15 protein-coding genes are annotated in these 19,084 nt (G+C 46.6%); 6 read left to right on the top strand and 9 right to left on the bottom strand.

What is annotated here, in order from left to right; genetic code table 11:
• The 4 genes from A3750_RS08490 to A3750_RS08475 form a co-directional block, all read right to left on the bottom strand.
• Window positions 1–844: hypothetical protein (locus tag A3750_RS08490; RefSeq protein ID WP_068548166.1), on the bottom strand; the 844-nt coding region annotated here is incomplete at its 3' end.
• A 155-nt stretch (window positions 845–999) separates the two neighbouring features.
• Window positions 1,000–2,058, bottom strand: a complete 1,059-nt coding sequence (locus A3750_RS08485; RefSeq protein ID WP_068458354.1) for an AraC family transcriptional regulator — start codon at window positions 2,056–2,058, stop codon at window positions 1,000–1,002.
• Between the two features lie 173 nt (window positions 2,059–2,231).
• Window positions 2,232–3,548 (bottom strand): sphingomyelin phosphodiesterase, encoded by a 1,317-nt coding sequence (locus A3750_RS08480; protein WP_068458357.1) that lies wholly within the window; start codon window positions 3,546–3,548, stop codon window positions 2,232–2,234.
• Window positions 3,549–3,816: 268 nt separating this feature from the next.
• On the bottom strand, window positions 3,817–5,460 hold the full coding sequence (locus A3750_RS08475; protein ID WP_197474963.1) for an electron transfer flavoprotein-ubiquinone oxidoreductase: 1,644 nt from the start codon (window positions 5,458–5,460) through the stop codon (window positions 3,817–3,819).
• Between the two features lie 511 nt (window positions 5,461–5,971).
• Between A3750_RS08475 and A3750_RS08470 the strand changes: the two genes are divergently transcribed.
• From A3750_RS08470 to A3750_RS08460, 3 genes are all read left to right on the top strand, one after another.
• On the top strand, window positions 5,972–6,721 hold the full coding sequence (locus A3750_RS08470) for an electron transfer flavoprotein subunit beta/FixA family protein (protein ID WP_068458362.1): 750 nt from the start codon (window positions 5,972–5,974) through the stop codon (window positions 6,719–6,721).
• Window positions 6,722–7,651, top strand: a complete 930-nt coding sequence (locus A3750_RS08465; protein ID WP_068458364.1) for an electron transfer flavoprotein subunit alpha/FixB family protein — start codon at window positions 6,722–6,724, stop codon at window positions 7,649–7,651.
• Window positions 7,652–7,927: 276 nt separating this feature from the next.
• Window positions 7,928–8,809, top strand: a complete 882-nt coding sequence (locus A3750_RS08460; RefSeq protein ID WP_068458366.1) for a bile acid:sodium symporter family protein — start codon at window positions 7,928–7,930, stop codon at window positions 8,807–8,809.
• A 92-nt stretch (window positions 8,810–8,901) separates the two neighbouring features.
• Here the strand turns inward: A3750_RS08460 and A3750_RS08455 are convergent, their stop codons facing one another.
• Both A3750_RS08455 and A3750_RS08450 read right to left on the bottom strand, forming a co-directional pair.
• Window positions 8,902–10,185, bottom strand: a complete 1,284-nt coding sequence (locus A3750_RS08455) for an ammonium transporter (protein WP_068458368.1) — start codon at window positions 10,183–10,185, stop codon at window positions 8,902–8,904.
• Window positions 10,186–10,234: 49 nt separating this feature from the next.
• Entirely contained in the window at window positions 10,235–10,573 is a 339-nt protein-coding gene (locus A3750_RS08450) for a P-II family nitrogen regulator (protein WP_068458369.1), read from the bottom strand.
• Window positions 10,574–10,716: 143 nt separating this feature from the next.
• Between A3750_RS08450 and A3750_RS08445 the strand changes: the two genes are divergently transcribed.
• The 3 genes from A3750_RS08445 to A3750_RS08435 all read left to right on the top strand — a co-directional run bounded on the left by A3750_RS08445 (window position 10,717) and on the right by A3750_RS08435 (window position 15,369).
• Window positions 10,717–11,862 (top strand): MFS transporter, encoded by a 1,146-nt coding sequence (locus A3750_RS08445; RefSeq protein WP_068458371.1) that lies wholly within the window; start codon window positions 10,717–10,719, stop codon window positions 11,860–11,862.
• A gap of 264 nt (window positions 11,863–12,126) precedes the next feature.
• Window positions 12,127–13,986: a DUF1302 domain-containing protein gene (locus A3750_RS08440; RefSeq protein WP_068464640.1), complete on the top strand. Its 1,860-nt coding sequence runs from the start codon at window positions 12,127–12,129 to the stop codon at window positions 13,984–13,986.
• A 48-nt stretch (window positions 13,987–14,034) separates the two neighbouring features.
• Window positions 14,035–15,369 (top strand): DUF1329 domain-containing protein, encoded by a 1,335-nt coding sequence (locus tag A3750_RS08435; RefSeq protein ID WP_068455622.1) that lies wholly within the window; start codon window positions 14,035–14,037, stop codon window positions 15,367–15,369.
• 141 nt (window positions 15,370–15,510) lie between these two features.
• Here the strand turns inward: A3750_RS08435 and A3750_RS08430 are convergent, their stop codons facing one another.
• The 3 genes from A3750_RS08430 to A3750_RS26035 form a co-directional block, all read right to left on the bottom strand.
• Complete coding sequence (locus A3750_RS08430; RefSeq protein ID WP_068455619.1) at window positions 15,511–16,410, bottom strand: acyltransferase; 900 nt, start codon at window positions 16,408–16,410, stop codon at window positions 15,511–15,513.
• 83 nt (window positions 16,411–16,493) lie between these two features.
• Window positions 16,494–16,904, bottom strand: coding sequence for a YkvA family protein (locus A3750_RS08425; protein ID WP_082863191.1), 411 nt, complete (start codon window positions 16,902–16,904; stop codon window positions 16,494–16,496).
• Between the two features lie 5 nt (window positions 16,905–16,909).
• The coding region (locus A3750_RS26035; protein ID WP_197474962.1) for a hypothetical protein at window positions 16,910–19,084 on the bottom strand (2,175 nt) is incomplete at its 5' end.

The following is a 19,084-nucleotide window of genomic DNA, read 5'->3' as shown; positions in this document are numbered from 1 at the left end:
TTTGAGATGCTAGGTTAATGTAGCCATCGTCTTCGCCTTCAATAAGTGCTGAGCTTGCTCCTTCGAAACCAGGAAAGCCTTTATAGCCACCCATAACGTAAACAGGAGCCGCTAGGTTTGAGCCGATGTAGTTTTTTACTGCGTATGAGTCAAACGTTTGCAGCCAAGCGACGCTTTGGTTGCAGTCTTGACCTAGGAATGCCGCGTTGATCAAGCTGTCTAGCCAGTTACCATTGCAAACGCGGTCGGCACCCTCGGTGCCTGTGATTGCGCCGCCCAGCGTAAAGATGCCTGCAATACCAGAGATAGCAGCATTGAAGTCCACGCTTACACCCGAGCTTGCGGTGTAGGCAGTGTTGTAGTTTGGTGATCCAGGTAGTGCGTTTCCAGCGATGTACATCATCTCTGTTGCGCCTTGGCTATGACTTACAACCCAAAACGTGTCATTTGCAGCGCACTGTGTGTTCGCTTCAGGATGAATGTAGCCGTCACCGTAGCCCTGACGAATAGAAATGATTTGGCGGGCGATTTCGCCTGCTGTCTCATCGCGCCACCAAGGGTAGCCAGCCTCATCTGTCGAGTTGTAGCCAACGACCGCATAGTTGTCGCTTGAACCTGAGATTAATTCAGTGATTGCACTGTTGCCAGCATATTCGCTGAAGTTGTAGCTACTCCAGTAATCAAGTGCTGGCTGATTGGTGCCAGACTTGATTGTGCCGTTTGTACCATGGCCATGTACCATGATGTAGCAGTTGTCTGCCATCGCTTGTGCTGTGCCAAATGCGAGTGCAGAGCCGAGTAAGAGTCGGGTTATAAACCCTGTTTTCTTGTTTTTTTGAGACATTTTTCAGGCCCTTGGGTGGGTGGATTTTGTTGTTATTGTGCGTCCTGCTTCGGTTTAGGCCGATGTACTGCTGGGGGTTCCATAAGCTGGATGATTATTCTTGGAGAAGAACTCGTTGACCATGCCTGAAGAGGACAAACTCTTGGCCTCTCAGGTCAATTTGATGCGTTCTTTTGCTGATATTCCTTAGGTGATACGCCTTCCCAGCGCTTGAAGGCGCGGCTGAAAGAGCTTGCATCGTTATAGCCAAGGGTGATCGCTATTTCCTGTATTGTTCTTTTATTGGCGTTAAGTAAATCCTTCGCAGTCGCTCGACGTTGCTCGTCTACAAGTGATTGGAAGCTATGGCCATTTTGCTGTAAGTGACGTCTTAGGCTTCTGGATGACATACAAAGCTGTGTGGCCGTTGCATCCAGGCATACCGTGCTAAACGCGTTCTTTCTGATTAGCGCTCTGGTTCGAGATACAATGTCGTTAGCGGTTAGGTTATGGATATGATCTTGCGCCTTTTTGTCGTTATGTCTGGCAAGTTCTGGATTTGAGAAAATGAGCTTTCTTGTCAGCAAACTCTTCGGGAGCAAAACTCTATTTTTGGGTTGTTTGAACCGGACGGTGTCAGAAAAAAAATCGCCATAATGATAACCCCTCTCGGGTTGAGCGTAGCTGAACTCAAAAATCAGCGGGATGTTCTTTTCACCCAGACAGAAGCATCCGAATGAATACAATATGGCATATAGGTATTCAATATAGAATGGAAGTGTTGGGCCAAATTCAATATGCGGAACGATGCTGAATTCACCCCATTGATCCGTTATCTCAAAGCAAAGATCGAACTGATTTGTCCAGAGTTTGTAGTACTCACTGAGAAGCAGCATGCCCTCAAGGACGTTGTCGCAGCTCATCACTCTACTAGCAAGCAAACTGTCATGGTTTATGAAGTCTTGCTCTCCAAGTTTGGCTCCAAAGCTTGTATCTGGTGCATGTTTAAAGGCATTGACCAAAAGTTGTTGGTGCTGATAAGCATTCAGTTCGATGTCTCTGCGTATCAAGTCTCCGGGGTTTAAATCGGTGTTGTGCAGGAGGTCAGGCAGCTCAACACCCTGCCGAGTCAAAAGCTTGATTAGCGGTTTTATTTGCTTGATGTTCAGCGATATAGCTTTCGGCTTAGGTTTTACAAAGCCTGCTCGATCTTCAATGTTGCATACAAGAGACATAGTTCTGGTGCCGGCTGGTGAGCTTAGTCGTTAAACGATCTGCTAATTATTCTTAGAGAAGGTTAATGTACTTTGTTTGTCTGTTTTTTATTCATTAACAAGCAATAGAACAAAAAGCAGGTCACAAAAAAAGCGAACCCTAAGGTTCGCCTTTTCAATTTAACACTGATTTTTTAGGGAAAGACGAACTCACCTTTTACTGGGTAGTGATCAGATAGATCCCATCGGCCCCAATGTTCTGAAGCAGTGCTGCGTGGCAATAGCAATGTGTTGCTCGACGTTATTGGCACTACGTGCTCATTGGAGTAAAGAACATAGTCTAGGTACTCATTGTAGCTATCATCAGCATAAACGTTCACAGGTCCCGCGTAAGAGTACGGGTAATCGCCTAGTGCCATTGGTTCTGTTGCATTAAGAGCTGTCATGAGGTCGTTGCGTTCTTGGGGGAAGTTCACCTTATCGACGTTGAAATCGCCCGCATAAATGACCGGCTCGTCATGCGGGATATGCTTGCTGTCTTTAAAAGCTTTTAGTTCTGCTAAGTGCTCGAAGCGGTTGGCGATGTCTTCGGGTGTAGTATAGGCTCGAACGTGCGTACCGAATAAGTTGTAGGTTTTTCCTAGTTTGTTGATTCGAGCATAAACCGCACCTTTAGATGCTAGGCAGTCCTCACCAACGCAAGACTGGAACACGATGTTGTCTTCCACTTCGATTGGCCATTTTGAAGCGATAAATACGCCGCCATTAAGAATACGGCCTAGCTCAAACGGGATTTCAGTAAGGTAAGGGTATTCGCTAGAGATATGGTCGCGGAAGTAGTTAGACGAAGCTAAGTCGTGCGCTTCTTGAAATACGATTGCGTCGTAACCGGGGGTTACCATGTGCGCGATAGAGTGAAAACGATCGTAGGTGTTTTCAGCGGTAATTCCCGGTAGCAAACCCCAGATATTGTAGGTTAATACATTGAAGCTGTTGGCGCTAAGCTCGTCGCGCACTTGCGCTTCTAGGTTAGGCTGAATGATGTAGAGGAAGTCATCGCCAGATGCACGAGCGTAGCTTGCCTTGTATGCAAGTTTGGCGTTTTGGCCGTCAAAATTGATGTTTTGCTCGTAGATGTTGCGATCATCTTTCCAGCTATCGCCGTTCGCAGTGTGGTAGATGTTGCTGAAATTCCATGTGCCCTTAAGCTTTTGCTGAAGAGTAACGGAAGAAGTCTGACCTTGTACTGTCGTAGTAAACCAGTATTTCTTACCCCACTTTATGCCTTGGTCGCGGTTGAAGCGCAAAAACTTCACCGTACCCATTGGTGGCACTGATTGGGCAAGTTGCTCCCATTCGTCGCCGTGACTGATATTGTCATGGCCGGTTTGAATGGTGTTGAGAGTAAGAGGTTTAGTCGTGCTATTTGTTAGGTAAATATACGATTCAGCGAAACTAGAGCTCGCAAATGCCATGCATAGTAGCAAGGCCGAAATCAGGCGCGTTTTCATAGATCTTGTCCGGATTAAAATTGATAAAAAAGTCGTTTATTGGTTGGCCGCTATTGTTTATTCGGCTGCGGAGGATGCTAACAGTGTGGCGCTTGAGAAATTTGGAATGCAGTCATGCTTTAAAATTGTTGGCAGTATAAGTGTGTAAGTTGGCCTTTAATGCAAAGTAAGCTTTGTTTATAGGGGGGAGCTTTGACCATTTATGGAGAGCAATAAAAAAGCCCGCTCAATTGAGCGGGCTTTAATGAACAGCGTCGACTACGTTGTTTTACATGTTAGGGTAGTTTGGACCGCCGCCACCTTCTGGCGTTACCCATGTAATGTTCTGTGCGGGATCTTTGATATCACACGTTTTACAGTGAACACAGTTTTGGGCATTTATTTGAAATCGCTTGCTGCCATCTTCTTCACTTTCCACAACTTCATATACGCCGGCTGGGCAGTAGCGTTGAGCCGGTTCGTTATATTTTGGTAGGTTCTGTTGAATCGGAATGTCTTGATTAGACAAAACCAAATGGCACTTTTGATCTTCCTCGTGGTTTGTATTCGATAGGAATACCGAAGAAAGGCGATCAAAAGTGAGCGTGCCGTCTGGCTTGGGGTATTTGATTTCCTTGCACTCTGATGCAGGCTTTAATGTCGCATAGTCAGGCGTTGTATCACGGAACGTGATGGGTAAGCTGCGATGCAGGATGTTCTGCTCAAAGAATGCGATTGCGCCGCCGATTATATTGCCAAATTTGTGCATAGCTGGGCCAAAGTTCCGCTCATCATAGAGCTCTTTGTACAGCCAGCTGTTTTCAAACATTTTTGTGAAGTTTGTAAGCTCTTCTTTGCCTTCTGAACCGTTGTTTAGTGCTTCAAAAACTGCTTCTGCGCCAAGCATGCCTGACTTCATTGCGGTGTGCGAGCCTTTGATTTTAGAAGAGTTTAGTGTTCCTGCGTCGCAGCCGAGCAATAAGCCGCCCGGGAAGGTCATTTTTGGAAGTGCGTTGTAGCCGCCTTTTGAAATTGCGCGAGCGCCATAAGCAACGCGCTTGGCATCTTTAAGGTACTTTCCTATCTCAGGGTGGTGCTTGAGACGCTGAAATTCCTCAAATGGGCTTACATTCGGGTTTGAATAGGAAAGGTCTGTGATTAGGCCGACATATACTTGGTTGTTTTCTAGGTGGTACAAGAAAGAGCCGCCTGTTGAACCGCTTTCGTTTAGCGGCCATCCTGTCGTGTGGACGACTTTTCCAGGCTCGCTAAGTTCTGGATTAATATCCCAAAGCTCTTTGATACCGATGCCATAGTGTTGTGGATCTTTCCCGGCATCAAGGCTGAAGTTACTGATCAATGTTTTGCCAAGGTGGCCGCGGCAGCCTTCTGTAAATAGTGTGTACTTAGCAAGTAGTTCCATGCCAGGCATGTATGTATCTTTTTCTGTGCCGTCTGCACCAACACCCATGTCGCCAGTGAGAACTCCGCGAACGCTACCATCTTCGTTGTAAAGTACCTCGGATGCAGCGAAGCCGGGATAAACTTCAGCGCCTAGCCCTTCCGCTTGCTCTGCAAGCCATCGGCAAAGATTGCCCAGACTTATGATGTAGTTGCCTTCGTTGTGCATGTTTTTAGGTACGAACGCATTTGGTACTTTCGTTGCTTTATCCTGATCTCGAAGGATGAAAATATCATCACCTGTTACCGCCGTGTTAAGCGGGGCGCCAAGCTCTTTCCAGTTGGGAAACAGTTCATTAAGCGCCGTTGGCTCAAAAACAGTACCGGCAAGAATGTGTGCGCCAACTTCGGAGCCTTTTTCTACAACGCATACAGAAAGCTCTTTATCAGCTTCTTGTGCTAATTGAAGGATGCGGCAAGCGGCAGATAGGCCAGCGGGACCACCACCAACGATGAGTACGTCAAACTCCATTGATTCTCGTTCCACGTTCGGTCTCCTGTGTATTCAACTATGTTTTGCTACCCCGGATTGGAGTAGCAGTAATATTTAAGAGGCCCTAGATAACTTTGCTCTAGAGCCTGAGGTCAGATTGCGCGCGATTATACAGGCAAAATACGGCTAGCGCATTAATGAGTACGCTAAAATTCAAACAAGTGTTTGAATTTTACACAAAACTTGATCGGCTGCAAAAAAATATGGGAAAAACATCCAGAGAGCATAGAAAATCGTAGAAAGATGTACAGTTAGTTAACAAACTATTTTTGATGTTAATGATGGTCATACCGCCTAATTTTTAAGCAAGTATTGACCCTAATTTAGTTTATCGGCAGTATAATGCGCTCCGCGAAGTCGGGGTGTCACGGGCTTGGCCGCTTAAGTGATTGAAATCACTGGAGTATTGGTCGTTTTCACCCGTCTCTAGCATAAGTAGTTTTTCACTGTTTATGCCGTCAATTCATCAATTGTTAAGAATGAGGAATCTATGAAGGTTCTTGTCGCTGTCAAACGAGTTATTGACTACAACGTCAAAGTACGGGTTAAGGCCGACAATACAGATGTCGATCTTACTAATATCAAAATGGCAATGAACCCATTTTGTGAAATCGCAGTTGAAGAAGCTGTTCGTTTAAAAGAAAAAGGGATCGCAACGGAGATCGTTGTTGTTTCTATCGGCCCTAAAGTTGCTCAAGAGCAACTCCGGACTGCGCTCGCATTGGGTGCGGATCGCGGTATTCTGGTCGAAACTGAAGAACAGGTTCAATCTCTCCAAGCTGCTAAAATTTTGAAGGCGATTGTAGACGAAGAACAACCGCAATTGGTTATTCTTGGTAAGCAGTCTATCGATTCAGACAACAACCAAACGGGTCAAATGCTTGCTGCACTTGCTGGTATGGGTCAGGGCACTTTTGCCTCTGAGGTAGTTGTTGAAGGCGACAAGGTAAACGTGACTCGCGAGGTTGACGGCGGTCTGATGACGGTCGGTTTGAACCTTCCCGCTGTTGTGACAACAGACTTGCGATTGAACGAGCCGCGCTATGCATCGCTTCCGAATATTATGAAGGCAAAGAAAAAGCCTCTAGATACCAAATCTCCTGCAGATTTCGGTGTGGAATTGAACGCAAGCCTTACTACTTTGAAAGTAGAAGAGCCGCCTAAGCGTTCAGCGGGTATCAAGGTCGCAGACGTTGCTGAGCTTGTTGATAAACTGAAAAACGAAGCGAAGGTGATCTAAATGAGCATTTTAGTTATTGCAGATCATGACAACGGTAGTTTAAAGCCGGTCACTCTTAATGTACTTGCGGCTGCAGCTGCTATCGGTGGTGACATCGATGTTCTGGTTGCTGGAGAGGGTTGTGGTGCTGTGGCTGAAGCCGCAGCAAAAGCAGCAGGCGTTTCTAAAATACTTGTTGCCGATAACGCAGCATACGGACACCAGCTTGCTGAAAATCTTTCACTTTTGGTTGCTGACCTAGGTAAAGGTTATTCGCACATCCTTACATCTGCTGGCACAACTGGTAAGGACTTCCTTCCACGCGTTGCTGCACTTTTGGATGTTGCTCAGATCTCAGACATCATCAAAGTTGAGTCTGCTGACACGTTTGTTCGTCCTATCTACGCGGGTAATGCAATCGCGACAGTCCAATCTAGTGATGCGATCAAAGTAATCACGGTTCGTGGCACGGCGTTTGACCCAGTTGCTGCTGAGGGCGGAGCCGCTGCAGTAGAAGCAGTCGATAACGTCCAAGATGCAGGTGTTTCAACATTCGTTGGTGAAGAAATGGCTGAGTCAGATCGTCCTGAGCTAACTGCTGCAGAGATTGTTATCTCTGGTGGTCGAGGCATGCAGAACGGCGATAACTTCCAGATGCTTGAGAAAGTCGCTGACAAGCTTGGCGCAGCAATGGGCGCATCTCGTGCAGCTGTTGATGCAGGCTTCGTACCAAACGATATGCAGGTTGGTCAAACAGGTAAGATCGTTGCTCCTAACCTGTACATTGCTGTCGGCATCTCCGGTGCGATCCAGCACTTGGCAGGCATGTCAGGTTCTAAGGTGATTGTTGCGATCAACAAAGACGAAGAAGCACCGATTTTCCAAGTGGCTGACTATGGCCTTGTGGCAGATCTATTCGAAGCGGTTCCAGAATTGGAAGCAGCGCTTTAATTAGACTTCACGTTTTGTATAAGAGCCGGCCTCTGAAGAACAGGGTGCCGGTTTTTTTTTTTGCCAATTTCCCGCTTTTTGAGTTGATCTAAGAGCGCTTCCTTAATTTGTTTCGATGAAGCGCCTCTTGCCAAAACGAGTTTTATTCCAAGATCCACTTTTATGTTGCGCCCTTGTGGAAAAAGAAGCTGCGAAAACTAAAACCCGTTTGACATCGTTCTACATAAAAGGCTCTCATTTAGAGAGCATTCTAAAATAACAATATGCGAGACGAATATGGATTCTTCACCGGTTTTAACTGTTTTTCTGCCGGCTAGTCTAGGCATTATCATGCTTGGGCTCGGCCTATCTCTTTCTGTTCAAGATTTTACGCGTATATTTAAGATGCCTAAGCCTGTTTTGGTTGGCTTGTTTTGTCAGGCTTTTATCTTGCCGGCAGCATGTTTTGGCTTGGTGATAGCCTTTGGGTTAACGCCAGAGCTCGCCGTCGGACTGATGCTGCTTGCGGCCTCTCCCGGAGGTACGAGCGCGAACTTGTTCAGCCATCTAGCACACGGTGATGTGGCACTAAACGTCACTCTTACAGCAATAAATTCGGTATTGTGTATTGTTACTCTGCCCATTATTGTCAATTTGAGTTTGTATTACTTTATGGGGGCTGAGGGAAGCGTTGGTCTGCAGTTTGAAAAGGTACTGCAAGTATTCGCAATTGTCCTGATCCCGATTGGGATGGGTATGGCTATTCGGCGTGCTAAAAAAAGCTTTGCGGATGCGATGGAGACGCCGGTTAAAATCTTATCTGCTTTGTTTTTATTTCTTGTAATTATCATTGCGCTCACTGAAAGCTGGGAGCAATTCATTGAGTACTTTGCTTTGGTCGGTGCAGCTGCGTTAGCGTTCAACCTTATTAGCTTAGCTGTGGGTTATGGTGTGCCCCGGATGTTGAAGCTTGAATTGCGGCAAAGTATCGCGATTGGGATGGAGATTGGGGTACACAATGGGGCTCTCGCGATAGCGATCGCGCTTTCACCAACATTACTTAACAATGGCGTTATGGCAGCACCAGCAGCGATTTATGGCGTCATTATGTTTTTTACGGCTGCTGCGTTTGGAGTGATGATTAACCGAGTGCATGGTGCCAGTTTGCGCAAGGCCTAGTCGTTTTTCGCGTAGTTAAGACGTCATTTACGGACTCAGGCCAATAAAAAAAGGCTGCTCAGTTGAGCAGCCTTTTTGCTACGTTCATTTTTTTACAGGTCGTAGCCTTTCTCTTCGTGCATTGCGATGTCGAGACCGATGTATTCGTCCTCTTCATCAGCGCGCAAACCTGTGATGACATCAACCAGTTTTAAAATTATCCAAGTGACAATTGCCGTGTAGGCAATGGTGCTACCTATGCCAATCAGTTGAGCGGTCAACTGCTCACCGATTGTGTTATTGTCGCCACCAAAGCCGTACCCACTGAATGCGCCTAACTCTGTTGCTGCGAAAATACCAACTAAAAACGAGCCTAGAATTCCGCCAACACCGTGCACAGGAAAAACATCTAACGAGTCATCAATCTTAAGTTTTTGTTTGATGAACATGGTTGCGTAAAAGCAAACAACACCTGCGCTTAAGCCAATTACGATCGCCGCAGCTGGGCTAACTGAGCCGGATGCTGGAGTAATTGTCCCTAGACCCGCTACCATTCCTGTTACGATGCCGAGCACTGACGGTTTGCCAAACTTTCTCCATTCACAAGCCATCCAAGCAAGAGAGCCCATCGCTGCAGAAAGGTGGGTGGCGATTAATGCCATCGCTGCATTTTCGTCTGCTGCGAGCGCGCTACCTGCGTTGAAACCGAACCAGCCGACCCAAAGCATGCCAGCTCCAGTGACGGTCATTGTCATATTATGTGGAGGCATCGCGGTTTGGGGCCAGTTTTTACGATTCCCGATCACCAATGCTGCAACGAGCGCTGCAACGCCTGCTGTGATGTGTACAACAATACCGCCAGCGAAGTCGAGTACGCCGAGCTCGCTAAGCCATCCGCCACCCCACACCCAGTGACATACTGGTGCGTAAACAGCGAGCAACCAAATGCTGCTGAATAAAAGCATTGAGGAAAACTTCATCCGCTCGGCGAATGCGCCAACGATCAATGCCGGGGTGATGACGGCGAAGGTCATCTGAAATGCAGCGAACAAGCCCTCCGGGATGGTGCCGGCTAGAGAGTCTTTAGTGACCTGCGCCATGAATAGATTATCAATGCCTCCAACGAAAGGGCTGCCTTCGCTGAACGCCAAAGAGTATCCAATAACATACCAAAGCACTGACATTAAACAGGTTAGCGCAAAGCACTGCATCAACACAGATAGTACGTTTTTGTTACGTACAAGGCCTGCGTAGAAAAGAGAAAGACCAGGGATGGTCATAAATAATACAAGAGCTGTTGCGGTCAGAATCCAGGCCGTGTCTGCACCTGAAATGCCACCTTCCGCGTAGGCGAAACCTGGCATGAGCAACGTCACCAGAGTAAGAAGTTTTAACATGATAATTCCTGAGCGTGTTGTGTTCGTTTCTTATAATATTGCTTGAGCTTTATACGGCGTCGTTGCCGGTCTCGCCGGTACGAATTCGAATAGCCTGTTCCATATCGCTAACAAAAATTTTGCCATCGCCGATTTTACCGCTATTGGCAGAGTTGCATATTGCTTCGACGGCTTGATCAACAACATCGTCACTAACAACGAGCTCTAATTTTAATTTTGGTACGAAGTCGATGACATATTCTGCGCCACGATATAGTTCAGTATGGCCTTTCTGGCGGCCAAAGCCCTTTACTTCAGTAATTGTCATGCCGGCCAAACCGATATCAGTGAGTGCTGTGCGCACATCTTCTAACTTGAATGGCTTTATGATCGCTGTGATGAGTTTCATAAGGGGGACTCTCCGGGTGCAAACGAAAGATGTTTGCGGGTTAAAAAATTAGCATTATTGATTGTTATCTAACAGCCCTCTTCGGGGCAGTGCTAAGCTAATCAACTTACGCTCTCTTTTCAAGGTAAAACAAGAACATAGCAATGCTGCAGGTCAAACTTTCAACATTTTACTTTTTTTACTTCGCTTTACTTGGAGTGACCGCGCCGTATTTGAGCTTGTTTCTTGATTCGGAAGGCTTTTCGGCAGCGGAGATTGGACAGTTAACGGGTTTGTTAATGGCCACGAAGGTGTTGGCTCCCAATATCTGGGGAGCAATTGCTGATAAAACTCAGAAACGGCTAGTTCTAGTGCGTTTTGGGGCGCTTGCAACGCTGCTATCGTATGTCGGTTTTTTTATGGCGGAAGGCTTCTGGCAATATGCCTCTATGATTATTCTGTTTAGCTTTTTTTGGAATGCGGTGTTGCCTCAATTTGAAGTGATTACTTTGCACAGTCTTAAAGGAGAGACAAATCGTTATAGTTTAATCCGATTGTGGGGGTCTATTGGCTTTGTCGTAGCGGTTATCAGCTTGGGTTGGTTGTTGCAGGAATCCGGCATATCCGCGTTTGCTCCAAGCTTATTTGTGGTTATTTTTGCGATATTTTTGGCGAGCCTGTTCCACTTTGACGAGCCCAGCAAATGCATCTTGAAGGAGGGCGAGCCTTCAGTGCGCTTACTCGATGAGCTCAAGCTAGGCGGTGCTTACTTGTTCTTTGGTGTAAGTTTCTTACTACAACTTTCGCACGGGGCTTATTATTCTTACTACAGTTTGCACTTAGAAGCGCTCGGATATGAAAAGCTACAAATTGGAGCTTTGTGGGCGCTCGGCGTGATTGCTGAGATCGTGTTGTTTTCAGTGATGCATTATTGGCACAGAAGGCATTCCGTTAAGCTAATCATGGCGATCGCACTCTTCTTTAGTGGGGTGCGTTGGCTAATGATTGCGTATTTTAGTGATGTGATATGGATGCTTGTTGTTGCGCAAATACTCCATGCATTTTCCTTTGGGGCAATGCATGCGGCTTCAATTCATTATGTTCATCACCACTTCTCGATAGCAAACCAAGGAAGGGCACAGGCCATGTACAGTAGTCTTGGTTTTGGGCTTGGTGGTTCTCTAGGCGCCTTGCTTATGGCGAGCCTAGTAAATCAGCTTGGCTATGAAGGCTTATTTGCGGCTAGTGCAGGCATAGTATTTCTTGCATTTGCCTTGCTAAAGCCGATGCAGCAACCAAAGGGCATTTGACTATCCTGCGTAAACCCTCTGGCTTCGCCGTTCTCTGCTCTTTCTTTCAACTAACTGTTTGAAAAAAATCCAGTTTTAAATTGGTCGAAAATAAAATTAGTGTCTATGCTTTTCTTAATCGACCTAAACCGCCATCAGTACATGGGCGGCGGTCAGGTAGTTCGATAATAATATCGGTTTCCCTTGATCTCTTTTGTGCTCTTGCTCGAGCACATTAGTGAAACATCGCGATTTCCAGCGATTGAATAAATGGAGTAGCGTTCGATGACAAATAAAAAACAGTTGTCGCGACAGTTTCGTAAGTTGCCTTTGGCACTTGCCGTTGCGGCCTCCGTATCTACACCCGCTAGTGCTTTTCAGTTCTATGTAGGCGATTACGAAGCAAGCATTGATACCACGCTTACCGCTGGTGCTGGTTGGAGAATGGAAGATCCAGCCAACAATAATATTGGTGCGGGTAATGGCTATTGGGGTAATGACATTAATGCAGGCCAAGGCAAATACGGCGGCTTGGGAGCATCAATCAATAGTGATGATGGCAACCTGAATTTCGCAAAAGGTGACACGTACTCGGAAAGTATCAAGGGCAGCACAGACTTCTTGATTCAAGGTGACACTTTTGGCGCTTTCGCTCGTGCTCGTTACTATTATGACTTTGTGCTAGAGGATGAAAACTTTGCATCTGACGGTATCAACCCGCCTCGCCAACTGAGTAAAGATGGTAAAGACAATGCGTCTGGCATTGAGCTAATGGATGCTTATATCTTTGGTGATTTTTATCTTGGTGACATGCCTTTAAGTGTCAAACTTGGCAAGCAGGTGGTCAGTTGGGGTGAATCTACGTTTATCATTAATGGTATCAATGTAATCAACCCGGTTGACCTTCCAGCGTTTAGAGCACCAGGATCAGAAATTAAAGACGCGTTGTTGCCTGTCAACATGCTCTATGGTTCATTAGGGTTGACGGACAATGTTGGCGTTGAAGCCTTTGTTCAGCTTGAGTACGACAAGACCAGAATCGATGACTGCGGCACTTTCTTCTCATCAAATGACTACGTTGCGGATGGCTGCGGCCCTGTTTATGTCGCTAACGACAAGAGTGATAGTGCAAACCAGCAAAGTGGTTTAACGATTGATCGAGAAGGCGACAAACTACCGCCAGATACTGACCAATACGGTGTCGCGGTTCGTTGGTATGTTCCAGAGCTAAATGATACTGAATTTGGTTTCTACCATATTCGATATCACAGTCGCTTTCCGAACGTAAGTGGTAAAAGCGGTTTGGCTCAGAACGACTTCTCGAATGCGGCGTATCAGACTGAATATGCTCAAGACATTAAGCTCTACGGTATTAGTTTCAACACCACGACGCCTGGCGGTGTCTCGCTCTCAGGTGAATACTCGTTCAAAGAGGACGCGCCGATTCAGTTCAACTCTCAGGATTTATTGTTTGGGGCGATCGGTAATGAATACTCTCCTGTTTTCCAGAATCGGGTTCCTGATGTGAATGGAGATGGTTTTGTTACGGATGCAGATGCGCAAGCATCGGGATTCTACGGAACAGATCAGCAGGGCTTTGATCGTTACAATATTTCGCAGCTTCAATTTACCGGTATTTCGTTTATTGATCAGACGATGGGCGCGAGCCGTTTAGCAATCGTTGGTGAAATTGGTGCAACCTACGTACATGATTTACCGGATGTAGATGAAATGCGCTACGGCCGTTACGATCAGGCTGGATTTGGTTTAACACCGGACTATCTTGGCGCAGGTGCGTTGAATGTGTGTTCTGCGCTAAATCCGTACGGCACATGTGACAAGGAAGGCTACACCACAGACTTCTCATGGGGTTATCGAGTGCGTGCTTCTTTGGTCTACAACGACGTGGCAGCAGGTGTAAACTTAACACCGACACTTTCTTTTGCTCATGATGTTGACGGTTATGCTCCTGGTCCTGGTGCAAACTTTATTGAAGGTCGTCAAACGGTTGGACTTTCTCTGACTGCCGACTACCTTAATAAGTACCAAGCCAAGGTGGGTTATACAACGTATTACGGTAACAGTCGCTTCAACCCGTTACACGACCGTGATAACGCGACTGTGAGCGTGTCTTACTCATTCTAATGTTTATCGCTAATCTGGAACTAACCGGATTTAACGAGGTTATTTTTGATGAAAATCACTAGAACTTTATATGCGGCGGGACTTCTCTCTGCTGCGATTGCCAGCTCTTCAGCCTTTGCAAAAGTACCCGCAGCGGAGGCCGGAAAGCTTGGCGGTGAATTAACACCAGTCGGTGCTGAAAAGGCAGGAAATGCTGATGGTTCAATACCGGCGTGGGACGGTGGCTTAACATCTGGTGGCGACGCGCTCGCCGCTGAACAGCCAAGCTTTGTCATTAGCAAAGCAAATGTAGCTGAATATGCTGATAAGCTGAGTGAAGGCCAAAAGGCGATGTTGAATGCCTACGATACCTACACAATGCCTGTCTATGCTTCAAAGCGTTCAGCAACGTACAGCGACGAGTTGGCTGCATTTGCAAAAGAGAATGCGGTTAATGCAGAGTTGATCAAAGATGGTAACGCTCTTAGCAACGTTAAAGGCGTTGTACCGTTTCCTATTCCGCAGAGCGCTCTTGAGGTAGTTTGGAACCACATTCTGCGGTTCCGTGGAGGAAGTTTTGAGCGTAACTCGGTTCAGGTAACACCAACATCTGGTGGTGCGTATCAGCCGGTCAAGTTCTTTGAAGAGTTCTCAGAGCGTTATGCGTTGACGGATTTTGCGAATAACGAGGACGAGAACGTCATGTTCTATTTTAAGCAGGTGGTGACTGCGCCTGCGCGTTTGGCGGGTAATGTGCTACTTGTTCACGAAACAATTGATCAGGTGGCCGAGCCTCGTCGCGCTTGGATTTATAATGCTGGTCAGCGTCGTGTCCGTCGTGCTCCTCAGGTTGCCTATGATGGTCCGGGCACAGCGTCAGATGGTCTTCGAACTTCAGACAATTTCGATATGTTTAACGGAGCTCCAGATCGTTATAACTGGGAGTTGAAGGGTAAGAAAGAAATGTACATCCCGTACAACTCTTTCAAATTTGATGATAAGTCTCTGAAGTATTCTGATTTGGTTAAGCCGGGTCACCTTAATAGTGAATATGCGCGTTATGAGCTGCACCGCGTTTGGGTTGTTGAAGGTACATTGAAGTCTGGCGAGCGCCACATTTACTCCAAGCGTACTTTCTATATCGATGAGGATACTTGGGGCATTGTTGTCGCAGATCACTACGATGGTCGTGGAGAGTTATGGCGTCATGCAGAAGCGCACAACAAGCTTTACCCTGAAGTCGGTGCGATCCTGACGACAATTGAATCTGCACATGATTTGCTGTCGGGACGCTACATTGCAAACGGCATGGTGAATGAAGAGCCTTCTCGTTATAACTTTGAAAAGGACTTTTCTGGCAAAGACTTTACGCCAGCAGCCTTGCGTCGGTCTGGTAAGCGATAGATAGCGAACCTTATAATCGCTTCACAAAAAAGCCGAGCTTAGCTCGGCTTTTTTGTGTCTCTTAATGTAGTCTAAGCATTCTTACTTCTTCTTACTTCTTCTTACTTCTTCTTACTTCTTCTTACTTCTCGCTTTCAATCCTCATTCGTACTCGGCTTTTAGTTCTGAGATGTGCTTATCTTTGTGGATCCAAAGCTCATTAACCCATTCCTGGAATTCGGCTTTAAACTGAGCGTCAGTTGTATAGTCTTTGCCAAGAAACTCTTGCGGAATCTCAACCTTTCTAACATCAACAACGACTGTACTTACCTTTCCACAAAACATGTCCCAGATATTGGTAGGACTATTAGGATAAAGTACTGTCACATCAAGCATCGTATGCATCACATCTCCCATACTGCCTAGGACAAACGCCGCGCCACCAGCCTTAGGCTTGAGCAGATGCTCGAAGGGAGAGCCTTGTTTTGCATGCTTCTTGGGAGTAAGGCGCGTTCCCTCCATGAAATTGAACACCGAAACAGGCGTATATTTAAATTTTTCGCAGGCTTGCCGAGTGACCTCTAAGTCCTTTCCTGCCAAAGCTGGGTTCTTTTTGATCTGTTCCGGCGTTGAACGCTTCATAAAAGGGAAGTCCAGAGCCCACCAGCACAAACCTAGGAGTGGAACCCAGATTAGCTCCTGCTTCAGGAAAAACTTCAACATGGGGATCTTACGATTAAAGACCTTTTGAACAACGGGTATGTCTGCCCAAGATTGGTGATTGCAGTTCACCAGATACCATTCGTCTTTGCTTAGACCTTCTAGACCATTAATGTGCCAGTCTATCTTTAGGAAAATTGTAAAAAGGGAGCTATTTACGCCAACCCAAAATGTGGCTATTTGAATTGCAATTTTTGTGCATACGGCACTAAGCGCAGGGATAGGGATGATGAATTTTAGTAAGGCGACCGAAATCAAAAAAGGGAAGCACACCATGGTGTTCAGGATGATGATCAGGACGATCAGAGCGCCGCGCAGGATACCGGGTAAAAAGCTAAGCATCGCAAACCTCTTAATTTGTTTTAGAGCAGTCTAGCGATGCTAAAACGACGATTCAATATAACAGAGGTGAAGCTTAAAAAATGTTATGAGAATAAGTTCTCTGCTTTTTCCTTTGCTTTGCGTTTGTTCTCATCACTGATATGTGTCGCAATCACAGAAATAGCAGCGATCATTACGGTTAGGTCGTCTGTGTACCCAAGAACCGGCGTCAGGTCGGGGATGCCATCGATAAAGCTGATAAAGTAGGCGAGCGCGCCTGCAATGACACTCTTGCACCAAGTTGGTGTGGCTGGGTCTCGCATCGTGTAGTAGAGGACGAAGGCTTTCTCGATCGTCTCTTGGCCGGCAGACTTCACAGCATGCTTGAGCTTGTCACGAAAACGCTTCTCCGTAATTTTCTCTGGCTTTGCGTGGGGGAGCGATGGCGGCGTAGACAGGGTGGACTGTCTTTTTTGTGAATTTGTGGATGAGGTGTCGTTAGGTTGCTTGTTCATTGCGACTAATTATCAAATTCAGCGCTTAAGCCTTGATCCAGCTGAGCGAAGACCATTCCAAGAGCATTATCTTGAAGCCAAAGTAGATTGATTTGTTTTACCGTCAGCCCCAAGGCACCATCCTCGTTCATTGCAAAGCCTCGTAAAGTGAGCGGAGTACCCTCAACAGTAAACTGAAGCTCGACTTGTCCACCATTTAGGGTACAGCCGCTGCTTTGATAGTTAGTGAGCGGTGTGTTGATTGGATCCAAAATCTGGCCTTGTGGGTCTGTGGTCAGCGAATGCTCTACGCGTACTGACTGAAGGCTAAGCTCTGCATCGCAATCTTGCGCTCCGTTGGAGACGGAGAGGCTGAGACGAGATTCATCCAAACTCGTCAAAATGTGTGCGTCATTATCCATGAAGAAATAATGCCCACTTATGGTGAACTCGAGCGGAGCACCTGTTGTGAGCTGAATATTGTCAGAGCGTTGTCTAGAGGCGAGTATCAAGCCTCGTTTTGCTCTTCTGTTGTCGCCTGTGTCAATGGCAAAAGCAAGATGATCACCGTTGTCTGAAACATGGCCTAGAGGCACTTTAGATCGCGTTCCCTGACCAAATGCAATCAACCCATTTGGGATTCTGATGGGATTATCGTCATCATCAACGCTATCCACTTCATATAGTGTAAAGGAGGGGCTTTCGAGATTCGGGTTAGTTTGATCTAAACGTGAGGTAACCACGTTATTCTCGTTTCGGACTAACTCCCATGTTCGGTAATGTGTGTCGCCGATCGGTTGAGTCGTCGAAAAGCTACCGCTATTTGCAGTCCAAACCGATGATTCTGCTCGGATAAGTATTGTTTCGTTGTTTGCATTATCTTCATCAATGTCTATTGAAAATTCGAGCACATCGTATTCGCCCGAAATGTCGTCCTCGCCGAAATCTTCACTGACTTGCAGGCCGTGTACTTCCCAGCTGAAGTAACGCTGCGATTCGGCGATCCCGTCACGTTCGTATGTATCCGGGTCTGATCCAGTTTGATTTAGGTTAAATACATTGATCAAGCCATACCCTGTTCCCGCGAGCCATGTTGGACTCAAGCCATAGTCCGGCTCTTGCGGGGTAATGAGTGAGTTTAGTGTTGTGTCTGGCTCGTACTCATTGATTCGATAAAGTTTGTAGTAAACCGGATTGTAATCGTAACCATAAATTCCTGCTGGCTGTGAGTCGGGCGTGTTTGTAATGGTTTGTGCGATAGCCCGGTCATTCAAGAAAAAGCCCTGACTGCTCAAGTGTGTGCCATTTACCAATGTGCCGTTGTCTTGCTCAGGGTTGGTAATAAAAGCGTAGCGGTTTTCCGGACGAGAAGGGTCCACTTCAACGAAAGGGCGAAGCGCGCTCTGAAAGCGAAGCGTGCTCATCTCGAATGGGACATCGGGGAGCACATCATCGTAGCGATAGTCTAGGTAATATGCGTTGTGTATGAGTCTAGGAAGCACTTCGTCACTCTCGTCGAGACCAATATGAGACGAGGAAATCACTAATTTGTTATCCAATGCTGTACTTGCATCTTGAATAAAACCCATCGAGAAGAACACCGAATTGTAGGTGTCCGTTGGGCGCAATCTAGACTGAAGTCCGCCGTTTAAAATATCGGAGTTTTCTTCGGTGTCATACGAATCACGCACGGTGCCCTTGGCGATAGGTGACTCTGAGCGAACGATCTCTTTGACCGCAGTGTCTATGTGAGTAATCAGATCGGATTTCGAGCGTAGTAAGTTCAGAGCCTCTTCTGCTGTTTGGCTAGATTGGACGTCATTGCTGTATTCATACACTCTGGCTGTTTCTGCAATAAATGAGAGTAAGCGTGCTTTAGCCCGATGCTGGGTTTCACAATCGGTGTTATTCACGCAAGGCAAGTGCTTCGCAAGATCGATGCTGTCGTTCAATTGATCAAAAAGCCGCTCGACCGCTAGATGAGAACCGAAGCTGACAACGATGGATTGATCATCACTCTCTGCGCGCCTCAGTGGCGCATAGAGTACTTCTTGGTTTGGGTATTCAACACGGATGACGGCATCGATACGAGGCTCAAAGTTCTCAATAAACTCCAATTTACAGCCGGGAGCATTCGGCTTCAGTGAATCTGCACGCGCCTTGGCTGTGTAGTTCGGGATATCTGTTAGCCGCCCCTCAAC

It is taken from the genome of Oleiphilus sp. HI0079 (assembly GCF_001635105.1).
The sequence above is the reverse complement of the archived record's forward strand: the minus strand, read 5'-3'. Positions and strand labels throughout refer to the sequence as shown.